Annotated in this window: 17 protein-coding genes; 11 read left to right on the top strand and 6 right to left on the bottom strand. The window is 51.6% G+C overall.

The genetic code is table 11. From position 1 onward, the window contains the following. Positions 1-452 precede the first annotated feature (452 nt). Complete coding sequence (locus OQV04_RS18990; RefSeq protein ID WP_274446503.1) at positions 453-1,781, top strand: hypothetical protein; 1,329 nt, start codon at positions 453-455, stop codon at positions 1,779-1,781. Between the two features lie 148 nt (positions 1,782-1,929). On the opposite strand, the gene putP is transcribed toward OQV04_RS18990, so the two are convergent. Both putP and OQV04_RS18980 read right to left on the bottom strand, forming a co-directional pair. Beyond that, positions 1,930-3,438 (bottom strand): sodium/proline symporter PutP, encoded by a 1,509-nt coding sequence (gene putP, locus OQV04_RS18985; protein WP_001018485.1) that lies wholly within the window; start codon positions 3,436-3,438, stop codon positions 1,930-1,932. 158 nt (positions 3,439-3,596) lie between these two features. Continuing rightward, the gene (locus OQV04_RS18980) at positions 3,597-3,806 is read right to left on the bottom strand and encodes a hypothetical protein (RefSeq protein WP_024226942.1); all 210 of its coding nucleotides are present in this window, start codon (positions 3,804-3,806) and stop codon (positions 3,597-3,599) included. A 54-nt stretch (positions 3,807-3,860) separates the two neighbouring features. On the opposite strand from OQV04_RS18980, the gene putA reads away from it, so the two are divergent. Beyond that, on the top strand, positions 3,861-7,823 hold the full coding sequence (putA, locus tag OQV04_RS18975) for a trifunctional transcriptional regulator/proline dehydrogenase/L-glutamate gamma-semialdehyde dehydrogenase (protein ID WP_045176595.1): 3,963 nt from the start codon (positions 3,861-3,863) through the stop codon (positions 7,821-7,823). A gap of 39 nt (positions 7,824-7,862) precedes the next feature. On the opposite strand, the gene rutR is transcribed toward putA, so the two are convergent. Further along, positions 7,863-8,501 (bottom strand): HTH-type transcriptional regulator RutR, encoded by a 639-nt coding sequence (gene rutR, locus OQV04_RS18970; protein WP_000191701.1) that lies wholly within the window; start codon positions 8,499-8,501, stop codon positions 7,863-7,865. 287 nt (positions 8,502-8,788) lie between these two features. On the opposite strand from rutR, the gene rutA reads away from it, so the two are divergent. The 7 genes from rutA to rutG are packed head-to-tail and all read left to right on the top strand — an operon-like array spanning position 8,789 to position 14,232. Further along, a complete protein-coding gene (gene rutA / locus OQV04_RS18965) occupies positions 8,789-9,880 on the top strand; it encodes a pyrimidine utilization protein A (protein ID WP_032280706.1) in 1,092 nt (363 codons plus the stop codon). After that, positions 9,877-10,572 (top strand): peroxyureidoacrylate/ureidoacrylate amidohydrolase RutB, encoded by a 696-nt coding sequence (gene rutB / locus OQV04_RS18960; RefSeq protein ID WP_332642557.1) that lies wholly within the window; start codon positions 9,877-9,879, stop codon positions 10,570-10,572. The genes rutA and rutB overlap by 4 nt, the downstream gene beginning before the upstream one ends. 11 nt (positions 10,573-10,583) lie before the next feature. Continuing rightward, complete coding sequence (gene rutC / locus OQV04_RS18955) at positions 10,584-10,970, top strand: 3-aminoacrylate deaminase (protein WP_001126780.1); 387 nt, start codon at positions 10,584-10,586, stop codon at positions 10,968-10,970. Positions 10,971-10,977: 7 nt separating this feature from the next. Continuing rightward, positions 10,978-11,778 (top strand): pyrimidine utilization protein D, encoded by an 801-nt coding sequence (gene rutD, locus OQV04_RS18950; RefSeq protein WP_032280693.1) that lies wholly within the window; start codon positions 10,978-10,980, stop codon positions 11,776-11,778. A 9-nt stretch (positions 11,779-11,787) separates the two neighbouring features. Then, on the top strand, positions 11,788-12,378 hold the full coding sequence (locus OQV04_RS18945; protein ID WP_001001189.1) for a malonic semialdehyde reductase: 591 nt from the start codon (positions 11,788-11,790) through the stop codon (positions 12,376-12,378). A 10-nt stretch (positions 12,379-12,388) separates the two neighbouring features. Then, entirely contained in the window at positions 12,389-12,883 is a 495-nt protein-coding gene (gene rutF / locus OQV04_RS18940; protein WP_001028095.1) for an NADH-dependent FMN reductase RutF, read from the top strand. Positions 12,884-12,903: 20 nt separating this feature from the next. Then, positions 12,904-14,232 (top strand): pyrimidine utilization transport protein G, encoded by a 1,329-nt coding sequence (gene rutG / locus OQV04_RS18935; RefSeq protein ID WP_032280692.1) that lies wholly within the window; start codon positions 12,904-12,906, stop codon positions 14,230-14,232. Between the two features lie 82 nt (positions 14,233-14,314). On the opposite strand, the gene OQV04_RS18930 is transcribed toward rutG, so the two are convergent. Beyond that, positions 14,315-14,488 carry a general stress protein gene (locus OQV04_RS18930; RefSeq protein ID WP_001273658.1) on the bottom strand — a complete coding sequence of 58 codons (174 nt, stop codon included), beginning with the start codon at positions 14,486-14,488 and terminating at the stop codon, positions 14,315-14,317. A 372-nt stretch (positions 14,489-14,860) separates the two neighbouring features. Between OQV04_RS18930 and wrbA the strand changes: the two genes are divergently transcribed. Both wrbA and OQV04_RS18920 read left to right on the top strand, forming a co-directional pair. Further along, positions 14,861-15,457, top strand: a complete 597-nt coding sequence (gene wrbA / locus OQV04_RS18925) for an NAD(P)H:quinone oxidoreductase (protein WP_001151437.1) — start codon at positions 14,861-14,863, stop codon at positions 15,455-15,457. A gap of 20 nt (positions 15,458-15,477) precedes the next feature. Beyond that, positions 15,478-15,705: a YccJ family protein gene (locus OQV04_RS18920; RefSeq protein WP_001143120.1), complete on the top strand. Its 228-nt coding sequence runs from the start codon at positions 15,478-15,480 to the stop codon at positions 15,703-15,705. Positions 15,706-15,742: 37 nt separating this feature from the next. Here OQV04_RS18920 and agp read toward each other — a convergent pair whose 3' ends face one another. Continuing rightward, positions 15,743-16,984, bottom strand: a complete 1,242-nt coding sequence (gene agp / locus OQV04_RS18915) for a bifunctional glucose-1-phosphatase/inositol phosphatase (protein WP_032280690.1) — start codon at positions 16,982-16,984, stop codon at positions 15,743-15,745. A gap of 310 nt (positions 16,985-17,294) precedes the next feature. Then, positions 17,295-18,499 (bottom strand): YccE family protein (locus OQV04_RS18910; protein WP_332642553.1); only part of this gene is annotated, 1,205 nt, incomplete at its 5' end.

Here is an 18,499-nt window from a genome sequence, read left to right as displayed (position 1 = left end):
GAGACGCCACTGTTTTCAGATGAACCCTGTAATTAGGGTCGAGAATATAATTTACCCATTCCCCTAACGATAAATTAAAAAATTTGCGAGTTAATTTTTCTCTGGCTGAAGGCTAACGTCGAGTTATCGATAAAATTCACGAGTAATTGTAACTATATACTTTATGAAACACAGGAAGAAATTATTATTTAACGCGATGATACAAGGCGTAAAAAAAATAATAATCTTCATGAAACTCACCCCGATGGCAGCATTGTAAATTCGCCAATAACTGGCATTCCTCCTGCTTTTTACGGGTGTTTCCATTAACACCAGAATGAGCGGATTGTTTACTACATCAAGAACGCATCCGAAGTGTACATCCTGGTGCGCCGACTGAATCGCCCGGAGCCATGCGGATGGCTACGACTTAATACGAATCATTAACCCTGTAAGGATACGGAGAGCATGACATGAGACCAATATCCAACCTCAATACGAGCGCAGCAACCTATATTCCACCGCAACAACTCCCGAGTAGTTGTCTGGAAACTTTGACGCTTCTGGTGCAGATGAATAATTATATCAAAAGGGATGCGGACTACAGCACGGGCATGGCTGTTACTCCACTGGTTCCTGAAGAGGTTCACTTGCTGGCTGTTGCGATGACAACCGAACTACATCGACATCAGTTCCAACCGGTGGTAAGTGCAAATGATCTGCAACTTCCTGAACCGTTCACCTTCGATGTTGCCGGTTTCACCATCACCTTCACGAAGACGCAAGAGCATGACAACACGGGCAATCTCGTGAAAATTGCAGTCAGCAAGAGCGGTGTGTGCACCAGTACAAATATTGCTCTTGAGCTGTTTCACTCCATTGTCACAACACTGATGTCACGCAGTCAATATGGAACCTTTGATCTCTGGTCCGTACGGCCAATACTCACGGATGAAAATCAAAACAGGGTGCATGAAGCAGCTCGCTACTCCCCGGCCCAGCAATACGGAAGAGAAGAAACACACTTTACCAACAATGGCATGCGAGAATTTGGAAATATGTCTCCGCTGGCGTGGCGTAACGATGTGGAATTACAGCAATCGTGTAATACAAGCAACATCCCACCAAATACTGCAAATGACGACATAAACAACACCAGGCAGACCATCGAGGACGAGCCACAGCAATATGTTAAATTGACTGTAGACGACATGCGAAAATGGGCGGCTATGGACCAGCAGGCGCGAAACGCTCTACAGGGAGTTCCAGGATGGTGTACGCGCAATCATTTTAATATCAAAAATGCCAGAAATTACCTGACCGATCACGGCCTGAACTACGCGGGACAGGTAAAGGTAAACAGGCCGCATGAATATGCCAAATTCACCCTTGAACATATCCGCCAGTGGGCAGCCTTAAACAAGCATGTGCGAAAACCGGTTGGTTATTTAGAAAAGTGGTGTAAGGAAAGAAACCTCGCGCCAACTACTGCCAGGAATTACCTGAAGAACGACGGGCTTACCGCCCTGGGTGAGTTGAAGCTGACAGGGCCGCAGAAATGGGTCACGTTCACCTTCGGAGACATCGTACAATGGGCGAATATGACCCAGGAGAAGCGTAACAGCGCAGGGGGAGCCGAAAAGTGGAGTAAAAAACGCGGCTTCCAGTGGTCTACTGCCAGATCCTACCTGAAATCGAGCGGAGTGACCAAGCAAGGTGCGAGAAAACTGGCGTGGTTAAAAAACAGCGGGAATATGTCGAATACATTCTATCTCGCCCAACCAACCAGCCGCAGGACATAAGCTGAAGGTACCGATAGCGGCAATTTTGTTCATCTGTGCCGGGTGGGCAAATAGCAATTGCCCCCGAACACTCCCTGCCAGGCAACTTATACCGCATGGCAGGGAACATTCGGGTTAAAAAGCAAAAGATAAATAATTACTCTTCAGCTTAGCCTTCCTGCAACCGTGACGGCGGAGCCGAATGATAGTGCGCATCGGCCTCGGCAAAGCGTTTTTGCATCGCCGCTGACGGCGCTTTACCCAGCAAACTAAACACTACAATCCCAATACTGCCAAAGATAAAGCCCGGAATAATTTCGTACAGTCCCAGCCAGCCGAACTGTTTCCAGACGATAACCGTCAGCGCCCCGATGATCATCCCCGCCAGCGCACCGTTGCGCGTCATGCGTGACCACATCACCGAGAATAGCACCACCGGACCAAACGCCGCGCCAAAGCCTGCCCACGCGTAGCTCACTAAGCCCAGCACGCGGTTTTCCGGGTTTGCCGCCAGCGCAATGGCCACCAGCGCCACCACCAGCACCATCACACGCCCTACCCACACCAGCTCTTTCTGGCTGGCATGTTTACGCAGAAACGCTTTGTATAAATCTTCGGTAATCGCACTGGAGCACACCAGCAGCTGGCAACTTAAGGTTGACATTACCGCCGCCAGAATTGCCGACAGCAGAATCCCGGCAATCCACGGGTTAAACAGAATTTGCGCCAGTTCGATAAACACGCGTTCAGCGTTCTGGTTTACCGCACCTGCTACCGCCGGGTGCTCGTTAAAGTAAGCGATACCAAAGAAGCCGACAGCCACCGCCCCTGCCAGGCAGAGGATCATCCAGGTCATACTGATACGACGCGCATGGACGATGCTGTGGTGAGAATCCGCCGCCATAAAACGCGCCAGGATGTGCGGTTGCCCGAAGTAACCCAGCCCCCACCCCATCAGCGAGATAATGGCGACAAAGTTCAGCCCTTTGAGCATATCCACGTTTTCGATGCTCTTTTGTTTGATCACTTCCAGCGAGTCACCAAAGCCACCGACACTGATAATGACGATAACCGGCGTCAGGATCAGGGCAAAAATCATCAGGCTGGCCTGTACAGTGTCAGTCCAGCTCACCGCGAGGAAACCGCCAATAAAGGTGTAAAGGATCGTCGCCGCAGCTCCCGCCCACAGAGCCGTTTCGTAGCTCATGCCAAAGGTACTTTCAAACAGACGCGCGCCTGCCACAATGCCCGAAGCGCAATAAATGGTGAAGAACAGCAAAATCACCAGCGCGGAGATAATGCGCAAAATGCGGCTTTTATCTTCAAAACGCCCGGTGAAATAATCCGGCAATGTCAAGGCGTTATTGTTGTATTCGGTATGCACACGCAACCGCCCGGCCACCAGCTTCCAGTTAATCCACGCGCCTAATGTCAGGCCAATGGCGATCCAACTTTCGGAAATCCCGGAAAGAAAAACCGCGCCCGGCAACCCCATTAACAGCCAGCCGCTCATATCCGATGCACCCGCCGATAATGCCGTCACGAATGGCCCAAGGCTACGTCCGCCCAGAATATAGTCGTCAAAGTTTTTCGTTGATCGCCAGGCGATAAACCCAATCAATATCATGCCAAAGATATAGACACAAAATGTCACCAACATCGGTGTGCTAATAGCCATCTAAAGTCTCCAAAAAATTATTATCGGCAATGTCGAAACTTGCCGTTATATCTGCCACCGGAACGGGGTAACAGAGTTTATGTTTTACCAGGGCGACCGTATCCTGCCGGAAGCGCTGGTTATTCACAATCGATTTAACACACCATTTACATTAAATTTTAGTGCTCAGCGACACTATTTTTCATCAGGTTGCACTCTCTCACATTTTTTGCGGTTGCACCTTTCAAAAATGTTAACTGCCGCAGAGAAAAAGTCTGAGTTATTTTTTTAATCCCTGTCATATCGATTTCTTTTATTAACATTTCATTCATTTTTAAGCTTGCTACGCAGGTCACATTTAACATGATTGCACAAAGTTGCAACATCATGGATATTTCACGATAACGTTAAGTTGCACCTTTCAGAACAACAGGAGTAATGGCATGGGAACCACCACCATGGGGGTTAAGCTGGACGACGCGACGCGTGAGCGTATTAAGTCTGCCGCGACACGTATCGATCGCACGCCACACTGGTTAATTAAGCAGGCGATTTTTTCTTATCTCGAACAACTGGAAAACAGCGATACTCTGCCAGAGCTACCTGCGCTGCTTTCTGGCGCTGCCAATGAGAGCGATGAAGCACCGACTCCGGCAGAGGAACCACACCAGCCATTCCTCGACTTTGCCGAGCAAATTTTGCCCCAGTCGGTTTCCCGCGCCGCGATCACCGCGGCCTATCGCCGCCCGGAAACCGAAGCGGTTTCTATGCTGCTGGAACAAGCCCGCCTGCCGCAGCCAGTTGCTGAACAGGCACACAAACTGGCGTATCAACTGGCCGATAAACTGCGTAATCAAAAAAATGCCAGTGGCCGCGCAGGTATGGTCCAGGGGTTATTGCAGGAGTTTTCGCTGTCATCGCAGGAAGGCGTGGCGCTGATGTGTCTGGCAGAAGCGTTGTTGCGTATTCCCGACAAAGCCACCCGCGACGCGTTAATTCGCGACAAAATCAGCAACGGTAACTGGCAGTCACACATTGGTCGCAGCCCGTCCCTGTTTGTTAATGCCGCCACCTGGGGGTTGTTGTTTACTGGCAAACTGGTTTCCACCCATAACGAAGCCAGCCTCTCCCGCTCGCTGAACCGCATTATCGGTAAAAGTGGTGAACCGCTGATCCGCAAAGGTGTGGATATGGCGATGCGCCTGATGGGCGAGCAGTTCGTCACGGGCGAAACCATCGCGGAAGCGTTAGCCAATGCCCGTAAGCTGGAAGAGAAAGGTTTCCGTTACTCTTACGATATGCTGGGCGAAGCAGCGCTGACCGCCGCAGATGCACAGGCGTACATGGTTTCCTATCAGCAGGCGATTCACGCCATTGGTAAAGCGTCTAACGGTCGTGGCATCTATGAAGGTCCGGGCATTTCAATCAAGCTGTCGGCGCTGCATCCGCGTTACAGCCGCGCCCAGTATGACCGGGTAATGGAAGAGCTTTACCCACGGCTGAAATCACTCACCCTGCTGGCGCGTCAGTACGATATTGGTATCAACATTGACGCCGAAGAGGCCGATCGTCTGGAGATCTCCCTCGATCTGCTGGAAAAACTCTGTTTCGAGCCGGAACTGGCAGGCTGGAACGGCATCGGTTTTGTTATTCAGGCTTATCAAAAACGCTGCCCACTGGTGATTGATTACCTGATTGATCTCGCCACCCGCAGCCGTCGCCGTCTGATGATTCGCCTGGTGAAAGGCGCATACTGGGATAGTGAAATCAAGCGTGCGCAGATGGACGGCCTTGAAGGTTATCCGGTTTATACCCGCAAGGTGTATACCGACGTTTCTTATCTCGCCTGTGCGAAAAAGCTGCTGGCGGTGCCGAATCTAATCTACCCGCAGTTCGCGACGCACAACGCCCATACGCTGGCGGCGATTTATCAACTGGCAGGTCAAAACTACTATCCGGGTCAGTACGAGTTCCAGTGCCTGCATGGTATGGGCGAGCCACTGTATGAGCAGGTCACCGGAAAAGTTGCCGACGGCAAACTTAACCGTCCGTGTCGTATTTATGCCCCGGTTGGCACACATGAAACGCTGCTGGCGTATCTGGTGCGTCGCCTGCTGGAAAACGGTGCTAACACCTCGTTTGTTAACCGTATTGCCGACACCTCTTTGCCATTGGATGAACTGGTCGCCGATCCGGTCACTGCTGTAGAAAAACTGGCGCAACAGGAAGGGCAAACTGGATTACCGCATCCGAAAATTCCCCTGCCGCGCGATCTTTACGGTCACGGGCGCGACAACTCGGCAGGGCTGGATCTCGCTAACGAACACCGTCTGGCCTCGCTCTCTTCTGCCCTGCTCAATAGTGCACTGCAAAAATGGCAGGCCTTGCCAATGCTGGAACAACCGGTAGCGGCTGGTGAGATGTCGCCCGTTATTAACCCTGCGGAACCGAAAGATATTGTGGGCTATGTGCGTGAAGCCACGCCGCGTGAAGTAGAACTGGCGCTGGAAAGTGCGGTTAATAACGCGCCAATCTGGTTTGCCACGCCTCCGGCTGAACGCGCGGCGATTTTGCATCGCGCTGCCGTGCTGATGGAAAGCCAGATGCAGCAACTGATTGGTATTCTGGTACGTGAGGCCGGAAAAACCTTCAGTAACGCCATTGCCGAAGTGCGTGAAGCGGTCGATTTTCTCCACTACTACGCCGGACAGGTGCGGGATGATTTCGCTAACGAAACCCATCGTCCATTAGGGCCTGTGGTATGTATCAGCCCGTGGAACTTCCCGCTGGCGATTTTCACCGGGCAGATCGCTGCCGCACTGGCGGCAGGTAACAGCGTGCTGGCAAAACCGGCAGAACAAACGCCACTGATTGCCGCGCAAGGGATCGCCATTTTGCTGGAAGCGGGCGTACCGTCAGGCGTGGTGCAATTGCTGCCAGGTCAGGGGGAAACCGTGGGCGCGCAACTGACGGGTGATGATCGCGTGCGCGGGGTTATGTTTACCGGTTCAACCGAAGTCGCTACGTTGCTGCAACGCAATATCGCCAGCCGCCTGGACGCTCAGGGTCGCCCTATTCCGCTCATCGCTGAAACTGGCGGTATGAACGCGATGATTGTTGATTCCTCCGCCCTGACCGAACAAGTAGTAATAGATGTGCTGGCCTCGGCGTTCGACAGTGCGGGTCAGCGTTGTTCGGCGCTGCGCGTGCTGTGCCTGCAAGATGAGATTGCCGACCACACGTTGAAAATGCTGCGCGGCGCAATGGCCGAATGCCGGATGGGTAATCCGGGTCGCCTGACCACCGATATCGGTCCGGTGATTGATAGCGAAGCGAAAGCCAATATCGAGCGTCATATTCAGATCATGCGTAGTAAAGGCCGTCCAGTGTTCCAGGCGGTGCGGGAAAACAGCGAAGATGCCCGTGAATGGCAAAACGGCACCTTTGTCGCCCCGACGCTGATCGAACTGGATGACTTTGCCGAATTGCAAAAAGAGGTCTTTGGTCCGGTGCTGCATGTGGTGCGTTACAACCGTAACCAGCTGCCGGAGCTGATCGAGCAGATTAACGCTTCCGGTTATGGTCTGACGCTTGGCGTCCACACGCGCATTGATGAAACCATCGCCCAGGTCACTGGCTCGGCCCATGTCGGTAACCTGTACGTTAACCGTAATATGGTGGGCGCAGTGGTGGGTGTGCAGCCATTCGGCGGCGAAGGATTGTCCGGCACCGGGCCAAAAGCAGGCGGTCCGCTCTATCTCTACCGTCTACTGGCGAATCGCCCGGAAAGTGCGCTGGCAGTGACGCTCGCGCGTCAGGATGCAGAGTATCCGGTCGATGCGCAGTTGAAAGCCGCATTGACTCAGCCGCTAAATGCACTGCGGGAATGGGCAGCAAATCGTCCAGAATTGCAGGCGTTATGTACGCAATATGGCGAGCTGGCGCAGGCAGGAACACAACGATTGCTGCCAGGGCCGACGGGTGAGCGCAACACCTGGACGCTGCTGCCGCGTGAGCGCGTATTGTGTATCGCGGATGATGAACAGGATGCGCTGACTCAGCTCGCCGCCGTGCTGGCGGTGGGCAGCCAGGTGCTGTGGCCAGATGACGCGCTGCATCGTCAGTTAGTGAAGGCATTGCCATCGACTGTCAGCGAGCGTATTCAACTGGCGAAAGCGGAAAATATTACCGCTCAACCGTTTGATGCGGTGATCTTCCACGGTGATTCGGATCAGCTTCGCGCATTGTGTGAAGCAGTTGCCGCACGGGATGGCGCAATTGTTTCGGTGCAGGGTTTTGCCCGTGGCGAAAGCAATATCCTTCTGGAACGGCTGTATATCGAGCGTTCGCTGAGTGTGAATACCGCTGCCGCTGGCGGTAACGCCAGCTTAATGACTATAGGTTAAACAGGTAGCCGGAGGATGTTACAACCTCCTCCGGCATCTTTAACGTGGTCGAATCCCCTCAATAATAATCCGCTGCACGTTTTCAACCGTTTGATTGAAAAATACCTCATCGCGCAACGTTGCGCCTGTCACTGCCTCCACCTGAGGGGCGAAATCGGCGTAATGTTGAGTGGAAGCCCAAATCATAAAAATCAAATGCTGCGGATCAATCGGCGCGAGTTTGCCGCTTTTGACCCAACCGGCAATCAGCGCCGATTTCTCATCAATTAATGCCTTCAAATCGCCCGTCAGTTCATCCATTAACAGCGGCGCGCCTGCCAGCATCTCCATACAGAACAGGCGCGAAGCCTGCGGATAATCGCGTGAGACTTCCAGCTTCAGACGGATGTACTCTTTGATCGCCGCCAGCGGGGCGAAATCTTCACGAAACGCTTTTAACGGTGCCAGCCAGATATCGAGAATCTGCCGCAGCACGGCAATATACAGCGCCTCTTTTGACGGGAAGTAATACAGCAGATTGGTTTTTGAAACACCCGCCAACTCTGCGATCTGCTCCAGCCTTGTGCCGTGAAAACCGAATTGTGAAAAAGTGTCCAGTGCTGCGCTAAGAATCGCTTTTTTCTTCGCACTGACTGCGCGCGAACGTTTACCCGTTGTTTTCACTGCACCTTGCGTCATGCGCTCTCCCCTCTTGTAGATTGGCAACAGGATAGCAAAACCCCCGCCCGGCCTCGACCTTCTGCACTCTCATCGCGCACGGATGCATGTTTTATGTGCAACTGTTTTGACCGTTTAGTCCACTTTTTACCAGATATTTTAGATAACGCAATGTTAACACATTAATAACATTCGCTTTTTAAAAACTGGCATCCGCTTTGCAAACAAGCCAATACGCGGCTGAAAAGGATATGCAGGATGCAGCGCCCCGTCTGACTTTCACTTTACGAGACGAAGAGAGGTTGATGATGAAAATTGGCGTATTCGTACCTATTGGCAACAACGGCTGGCTCATTTCGACCCACGCGCCGCAGTACATGCCGACCTTTGAACTGAATAAAGCCATCGTGCAAAAAGCGGAGCACTACCATTTCGATTTCGCCCTGTCGATGATCAAACTGCGTGGCTTTAGTGGCAAAACTGAGTTCTGGGATCACAACCTTGAGTCGTTCACCTTGATGGCGGGGCTGGCGGCCGTGACCTCGCGCATTCAGATTTACGCCACCGCCGCCACCTTAACGTTACCTCCGGCAATCGTCGCCCGTATGGCCGCAACCATCGACTCCATCTCTGGCGGGCGTTTTGGCGTCAACCTCGTGACTGGCTGGCAAAAGCCCGAGTATGAGCAGATGGGTATCTGGCCTGGCGATGACTATTTCTCCCGTCGTTACGACTATCTCACCGAGTATGTTCAGGTGCTGCGCGACCTGTGGGGCACGGGAAAAAGCGATTTTAAAGGCGATTTTTTCACCATGAATGATTGTCGCGTCAGTCCGCAACCGAGTGTCCCCATGAAAGTGATCTGCGCCGGGCAAAGCGACGCTGGCATGGCGTTCTCCGCTCAGTATGCCGATTTCAACTTCTGTTTCGGCAAAGGCGTAAATACACCCACGGCTTTCGCCCCGACCGCTGCGCGGATGAAACAGGCCGCAGAGCAAACCGGGCGCGACGTTGGCTCTTATGTATTGTTTATGGTGATTGCCGATGAAACCGACGATGCCGCTCGCGCCAAATGGGAACACTACAAAGCGGGCGCGGATGAAGAGGCGTTAAGCTGGCTAACCGAACAAAGTCAGAAAGATACCCGCTCCGGTACTGACACCAACGTCCGTCAGATGGCCGATCCCACTTCGGCGGTAAACATCAATATGGGGACGTTAGTCGGTTCTTACGCCAGTGTCGCGCGCATGTTAGATGAAGTCGCAAGCGTGCCTGGTGCCGAAGGCGTGCTGTTAACCTTCGACGATTTTCTGTCGGGAATCGAAACCTTCGGCGAGCGCATTCAACCACTGATGCAGTGCCGCGCCCATCTCCCTGTGCTGACTCAGGAGGTGGCATGATAACGACATTAACCGCTCGACCGGAAGCCATTACCTTCGATCCGCAGCAAAGTGCGCTGATCGTGGTAGATATGCAAAACGCCTATGCCACGCCAGGCGGCTACTTAGATCTCGCCGGGTTTGATGTCTCAACCACTCGCCCGGTCATTGCCAACATTCAAACCGCCGTGACTGCAGCGCGAGCGGCAGGGATGTTGATCATCTGGTTTCAAAATGGCTGGGATGAACAGTATGTCGAGGCTGGCGGCCCTGGCTCACCGAATTATCATAAATCGAACGCCCTGAAAACCATGCGTAAGCAGCCGCAGCTGCAGGGGAAATTGCTGGCGAAAGGCTCCTGGGATTATCAACTGGTGGATGAACTGGTGCCGCAGCCTGGCGATATTGTGCTGCCGAAGCCGCGCTACAGCGGTTTCTTCAATACGCCGCTGGACAGCATTTTGCGCAGCCGCGGAATACGCCATCTGGTTTTCACCGGCATCGCTACCAACGTCTGCGTCGAATCGACGCTACGCGACGGCTTTTTTCTGGAGTATTTCGGCGTGGTGCTGGAAGACGCAACTCACCAGGCGGGGCCGGAATTTGCGCAGAAAGCTGCGTTGTTCAATATCGAAACCTTTTTTGGCTGGGTCAGCGACGTCGAAACGTTCTGCGACGCGCTTTCTCCCACGTCCTTTGCTCGTATCGCTTAAGGAGTTTAACGATGCCAAAATCCGTAATTATTCCCGCTGGCAGCAGCGCACCGCTGGCCCCCTTCGTTCCCGGCACGCTGGCTGATGGCGTGGTGTATGTCTCCGGTACGCTGGCTTTTGATCAACATAATAACGTGCTGTTTGCCGATGACCCAAAGGCGCAAACCCGCCACGTTCTGGAAACCATCCGCAAGGTGATCGAGACGGCGGGTGGCACGATGGCGGATGTGACCTTCAACAGCATCTTTATTACCGACTGGAAAAATTACGCCGCGATTAACGAAATCTACGCCGAGTTTTTTCCGGGTGATAAACCGGCGCGATTCTGCATTCAGTGCGGACTGGTAAAACCTGACGCGCTGGTGGAAATCGCCACAATTGCGCATATCGCCAAGTGAGGCCGCGATGAAACTTTCACTCTCACCTCCCCCTTATGCTGATGCACCCGTAGTGGTGTTGATTTCGGGTCTTGGCGGTAGCGGCAGTTACTGGTTACCGCAACTGGCGGTGCTGGAGCAGGAGTATCAGGTAGTCTGTTACGACCAGCGCGGCACCGGCAATAATCCCGACACACTGGCAGAAGATTACAGTATCGCCCAGATGGCAGCGGAACTGCATCAGGCGCTGGTAGCCGCAGGGATTGAGCATTACGCAGTGGTCGGCCATGCGCTCGGTGCGCTGGTGGGAATGCAGCTGGCGCTGGATTATCCCGCGTCGGTAACTGTGCTGGTCAGTGTTAACGGCTGGCTACGAATAAACGCCCATACGCGCCGCTGTTTTCAGGTTCGCGAACGATTACTGTATAGCGGTGGCGCGCAGGCATGGGTGGAAGCGCAGCCGTTGTTCCTCTATCCCGCCGACTGGATGGCGGCCCGCGCACCTCGCCTTGAGGCAGAAGACGCACTGGCACTGGCGCATTTTCAGGGCAAAAATAATTTACTGCGTCGACTTAACGCCCTCAAACGCGCTGACTTTAGTCATCATGCGGTTCGCATCCGCTGCTCGGTGCAAATCATCTGCGCCAGTGATGATCTGCTGGTGCCATCAGCATGTTCCAGTGAACTTCATGCCGCCCTGCCCGATAGCCAGAAAATGGTGATGCGCTATGGCGGACACGCCTGCAACGTGACCGATCCCGAAACGTTTAATGCTCTGTTACTCAACGGGCTTGCCACCCTGTTACATCACCGTGAAGCCGCCCTGTAAGGAATTGCTATGAACGAAGCCGTTAGCCCAGGTGCGCTTAGCACCCTGTTCACCGATGCCCGCACTCACAACGGCTGGCGGGAGACACCCGTCAGCGATGAGACGTTACGGGAGCTTTATGCCCTGATGAAATGGGGGCCGACATCAGCTAACTGTTCTCCGGCACGTATCGTGTTTATCCGCACTGCAGAAGGAAAAGAACGTCTGCGCCCGGCGCTTTCCAGCGGCAATCTGCAAAAAACCCTGACCGCGCCCGTCACCGCTATCGTCGCATGGGACAGTGAATTTTATGAACGGTTACCGCAACTGTTTCCTCACGGCGATGCCCGCAGTTGGTTTACCTCCAGCCCACAACTTGCCGAAGAAACAGCGTTTCGCAACAGTTCCATGCAGGCGGCTTATCTTATCATCGCCTGCCGTGCGCTGGGGCTGGATACCGGCCCGATGTCGGGTTTTGATCGTCAACACGTAGACGACGCTTTTTTTGCAGGCAGCACGCTGAAGAGCAATCTGCTGATTAATATCGGCTATGGCGATAGCAGCAAACTTTTTGCGCGCCTGCCACGTCTGTCCTTTGAAGAAGCCTGCGGGCTGTTGTAAGGAGCAAACTATGAACATTGTCGATCAACAAACTTTTCGCGATGCGATGTCCTGCATGGGTGCGGCGGTCAATATCATCACCACGGACGGTCCAGCCGGGCGCGCCGGGTTCACCGCCAGCGCCGTCTGCAGCGTGACCGACACGCCTCCCACATTACTGGTGTGCCTGAATCGTGGGGCGTCCGTCTGGCCGGTATTCAATGAAAATCGAACGCTGTGTGTAAATACACTTAGCGCCGGGCAGGAGCCGCTTTCAAACCTTTTTGGCGGCAAAACGCCCATGGAACACCGCTTTGCCGCCGCCCGCTGGCAGACTGGTGTGACCGGATGCCCGCAACTGGAAGAGGCGCTGGTTTCGTTTGACTGCCGTATCAGCCAGGTGGTGAGCGTCGGCACCCACGACATTTTGTTTTGCGCCATCGAAGCGATTCATCGTCACGCCACACCCTACGGGCTGGTGTGGTTCGATCGCAGTTATCACGCGCTGATGCGCCCTGCTTGTTAACCTCCTTAAGGAGACAGCTGATGGCAATGTTCGGTTTTCCTCACTGGCAGTTGAAATCGACCTCTACAAAGAGCGGCGTGGTCGCGCCGGATGAACGATTGCCGTTTGCTCAGACGGCAATAATGGGCGTTCAACACGCGGTGGCGATGTTTGGCGCGACGGTGTTAATGCCGATTCTGATGGGGCTGGATCCCAATCTTTCCATTTTAATGTCAGGGATCGGCACGTTACTGTTTTTCTTTATTACCGGCGGGCGCGTGCCCAGTTATCTCGGCTCCAGCGCGGCTTTTGTCGGCGTGGTGATCGCCGCAACGGGCTTTAACGGTCAGGGCATTAACCCGAATATCAGCATTGCGCTGGGCGGGATTATCGCCTGTGGGCTGGTCTATACCGTCATTGGCCTGGTGGTGATGAAAATCGGTACGCGCTGGATTGAACGGCTAATGCCGCCGGTGGTGACGGGTGCGGTGGTGATGGCGATTGGCCTGAACTTAGCGCCTATCGCGGTAAAAAGTGTATCGGCTTCAGGCTTTGATAGCTGGATGGCGGTAATGACGGTGCTGAGTATTGGGCTGGTGGCGGTGTTTACCCGTGGCATGATCCAGCGGTTATTGATTCTTGTAGGATTAATTGTCGCCTGTCTGCTGTATGGCGTGATGACCAACGTTTTAGGGCTGGGAAAAGCCGTCGATTTTACTCTCGTCAGCCATGCTGCCTGGTTCGGTCTGCCGCATTTTTCCACTCCTGGTTTTAATGGTCAGGCAATGATGCTGATTGCGCCCGTGGCGGTGATTCTGGTGGCGGAAAACTTAGGCCATCTCAAGGCGGTCGCCGGGATGACCGGACGCAATATGGATCCGTATATGGGACGGTCATTCGTCGGTGATGGGCTGGCGACGATGCTTTCTGGTTCTGTCGGTGGCAGCGGCGTAACCACCTACGCCGAGAATATCGGTGTAATGGCCGTGACAAAAGTCTACTCGACGCTGGTGTTTGTCGCTGCTGCCGTCATCGCCATGCTGTTGGGCTTTTCACCGAAATTTGGCGCGCTGATTCATACCATTCCGGCCGCGGTGATTGGTGGTGCATCAATTGTTGTGTTCGGGCTGATTGCCGTCGCAGGCGCAAGGATATGGGTACAAAACCGTGTCGATTTAAGCCAGAACGGTAATTTGATTATGGTCGCAGTGACCTTAGTGCTGGGCGCGGGTGATTTTGCTCTCACGCTGGGCGGTTTTACGTTGGGAGGAATCGGTACAGCAACCTTTGGCGCGATTTTACTCAATGCGTTATTAAGCAGAAGGTTGGTTGACGTTCCACCGCCAGAAGTTGTTCATCAGGAGCCATAAACAGAAAACCGCCGGGGTTACCGGCGGTGATGGCTTTTTGACGAGCTTAAGAAAAAAATGCATTCGTCATTGATTAGCCCGGCTAGTTGTCGCTTTTGCCGTGACTGCTCTTGCCACCTTTTTTACCTGCTTCAGATGCGCGCTGCGGGTCATTCTTGAAATTACCCCCGCTGTGCTGTCCACCTTTTTTACCTGCTTCTGATGCTCTTTCGCGGTCTTCTGCAAAATTGCCGGAACCGCCTCGATGGTTTGCCATTACTGACCTCCGTCTGGGTATAGACATCATATTGCATAGAATTAACGCGGCGTATGGCGGCTGCCATATTTTCGCTACGTGGGACTAAGCTTAGTGAACTGACGCGGGCAGACCCGCGTTTGGTAATATCCTGCAACAGCTTCTTAGCGAGAATAGATATCATCTCCAATAATTATCCATAAGCCGCTCTTATGATTAAAAAAACGCGATGAGATAAAAATGTGTCATTTTGCGACAAAATTGCGTGCTTGTGAAAGTTGTTATAAATCAAATAAGTGGTTGTGAAATTTGCACTCTGAAAAGGACGTCTTATCTTTAAATAAGTGGTAGCGAATCGCTACGGAATAGAGATAACACGAGGAGTGGTTAGAAATGGCTAAAGTTCTGGTGCTTTATTATTCCATGTACGGACATATTGAAACGATGGCACGCGCAGTCGCTGAGGGTGCAAGCAAAGTGGATGGCGCTGAAGTTGTCGTTAAGCGTGTACCGGAAACCATGCCGCCGCAATTATTTGAAAAAGCAGGCGGTAAAACGCAAACTGCACCGGTTGCAACCCCGCAAGAACTGGCCGATTACGACGCCATTATTTTTGGTACACCTACCCGCTTTGGCAACATGTCCGGTCAAATGCGTACCTTCCTCGACCAGACGGGCGGCCTGTGGGCTTCCGGCGCACTATACGGAAAACTGGCGAGCGTCTTTAGTTCCACCGGTACTGGCGGCGGTCAGGAACAAACCATCACATCCACCTGGACGACCCTTGCGCATCACGGCATGGTGATTGTCCCCATTGGCTACGCAGCGCAGGAATTATTTGACGTTTCACAGGTTCGCGGCGGTACGCCGTACGGCGCAACCACCATCGCAGGCGGTGACGGTTCACGCCAGCCCAGCCAGGAAGAACTGTCTATTGCTCGTTATCAAGGGGAATATGTCGCAGGTCTGGCAGTTAAACTTAATGGCTAATCTTCAACAGGAGGATACGCATGCCAACTCAAGAAGCGAAAGCTCATCACGTCGGTGAATGGGCATCTCTGCGCAATACGTCGCCGGAAATAGCCGAGGCCATTTTCGAAGTCGCCGGGTACGACGAAAAAATGGCGGAAAAGATTTGGGAAGAAGGTAGTGATGAAGTGTTAGTCAAAGCCTTTGCTAAGACCGATAAAGATTCGCTTTTTTGGGGCGAACAGACCATCGAACGTAAAAACGTTTAACCAGCGACTCCCCCGCTTCTCGCGGGGGAGTTTTCTGTTATTTCACCGCTTCATTCAACACGCTATCAAACTTATCCATCGGGCAGAAACCATCAGCGTCTATCGGGCAACCGCTTAATTCCAGCGTCACGCGCTGCGCAGGTGCCTGCAGGGTTAACGCATCGGCATTACGTAACTGTTCCGCACTCTGGTACACATATTCAATTTTCATCAAATCGCGATTGGCTTTGCTGTCATGCCAACGCTGGAAAACGACTTTGCCGCCAATCGGCGTGCGTTCGTTCTGGTCATGCAACTGATACGGTTTGAAATCCAGCGCCGTTAACAGAGAGGCAATGTTGGAGTCATGCCCAACTAACACCGTGATTTTTGGTGCACTGGTGCGATCGGTGACCAGGGCTTTGTCGATATAACTGACCAGCGGTTTCGCAACATTGCGCGCCACTTCCGGTGAGGTAAACAGGCTGTCCTGGTAACCGTTTTTCAGCTTCGACAACACCTTCCATTGCTGGTCAGATTTGATTTCTCCCCAGGCCACCTGATCCATCGGAAAACCTTCGTAGTATTGCAAAGTAAACGCATCTACCAGCGAGTTGCCGACTTTCAGCGGCCCGGAAACACCTGGTTCTTGTTGATACTTCGCGCTAAAGGTATTTTTGCCATCCACCAGCGAACACTGTTGTTTCTCTTTACAGGCAGGGGAATCTTTATAGTTAACGATTTTTTCCAGTAGCTGGTAGCTGTCGGTAAGCTGGAGTTTGCTGAGCTCTTTCTCCATTGCCGCCACCGCCTGTTCACTGAATGCGGCGGAATCATCGGTGATCACCGGGTTAAAGGTTGGGTCCATGGTGCCCATTTTTTCCTGGTGATGCACAGGAATATCACACCCCGGAAATGCGCCGGTAATAAAGAACTGTGCGGTCGCAACGGTACGTTGCAGACTATTGGCATAGGCATAAACGGTGTCCGGCGGCGGGCATTCCCCCGATTTTACCATCCCCTGCTCTGCCAGCCATTCACGCATGTAATGGCCCATATACACTTCGAGCACGCCACCTTTGGTGGTGAGTTGCCCACCGGGGACGTCCCATTCTGGCCATTTATTCGGCGTCGACTGCTCCAGCACACTGCCATTGTTCGCCAGCGGCGCACGTAAGTTATGGCGGCTCATCATGAGCACTTGCTGTAGCTGATAGCCTTCCGGTACGGTTTGTGCCTGAGCATTTGAAGCGAGTAAAACTATCCCTGCCACAGTTGCGGTGATTAGCGTTTTGTTCATTCCTGGCACCTCTTTTGTTATCAATCACTAAAGAGTGTGACAGAAATATGACTTTTTTCCGGGAACAGGTTCGCAAAATGGCTTGTTGAACGCCTGTTTTTCTATATACATCTTCAAAAACAGGCAAGGTTTGACGCAAACTATGCCTGATTAGCCCCTGCCTCGCGTACGCCGCTGATAATTGCACCTGTGGCTAAACAGAATATCTGCGGCGTTACCAATACAGAGACAATATTTAACAATAAAAAAGTGTGAGACTAATAACAATGGTTTTTAGCATATGCCTTTGCCATTAAATTGCATAACGATTTCAATAGTCAAGTTGCGCATTCATTTCCTTATTGTTTAACTTGTAAGCCTGAGCAAAAAGTTCAGGAGGGAGGTAAACGTCATAATGATTGCCGGTGTTTATTAAATAACCATACTCAAGATCTTCATCTGTTGAAAAGGATTCATTCCCCAAGGAGATTGATGCCACATTACTATTAACAATAAATAATGAGCAAATGCTATCTGAAAGAACAGAAAGAAAATTCTTCACCGCTTTAATCCTATCCGACGTGTCGGTATCTAAAGCAAGCAAATTCTTGTTATCATTAAATATAAACTCGGGTAAATGCAGGATACATTTTTCGTTATTCAAGCAACTATCAATGAATTGTTTTTTAAAAAAAAGAAAGCTCCATGACATGGGACTACCCACACCCTGAATTTTGTTGTCAGATTGCAGATCAACGCCAAATAATGTCTTAACATCTTCCCTGAGATCATAGAATGCCGCATCAACAAGAGCCTCGATCGTTTGTTTATCAACAATTTTAATAAACTCTTCGTATACTTCCTTTTGTGTCTTATGACTGCCCAGCGCCCATGAATAATCATGTTGTTTTAAAACCAGTATAGCTCTTAACAGACAATATCCATCGCCATCTACAGGAGCATATTTTAATCCTAATGCCTGGTTAGTTTCACTCTGAATAAAAGATATACCAGATAAATCAATACCAGTATCTAAATCAGATATTCCCGGCGTATTTATCCATTCTGGCTGAACACTAATATTTTCATCATCTAAACAATACTCAGAAAAAACATCATCACACGCATTAATGTTTTCAATATATTCCATAAAGCCATACCAATAATAACCTTTAAAATCTGTGATAGACTCTGAAGCTCTGCCCGGCAAGGACACTCTAACAATATCAATATCTCGAACATATTGTATAGTATATGTAATACCTCCTGAAACCCCTGAATAAATTTGTGTATCATTAGTACGCAATGTTCTCATAAATAATGATAGATCATTATCATTCTGCATTTCCTCAAATTCTTTTTCTAGTGAATCGCATTCCAGACATGGAATGTAGTCTTCAGCTTTTTGACGTCTGATTTCTTTATACAACCGCATAAAACACACCAGTGTGTTTTCAAAAATCGAGATTGAATATGTTTGATTTTTTTCGTACTCATTTTTTATATCGTTCCAGGCCTGTTTCAAATAATTATTTG

It is taken from the genome of Escherichia sp. Lx600-2 (genome assembly GCF_036662595.1).
Taxonomy (GTDB): domain Bacteria; phylum Pseudomonadota; class Gammaproteobacteria; order Enterobacterales; family Enterobacteriaceae; genus Escherichia; species Escherichia coli.
This window is presented reverse-complemented; position numbering and strand designations above follow the sequence as displayed.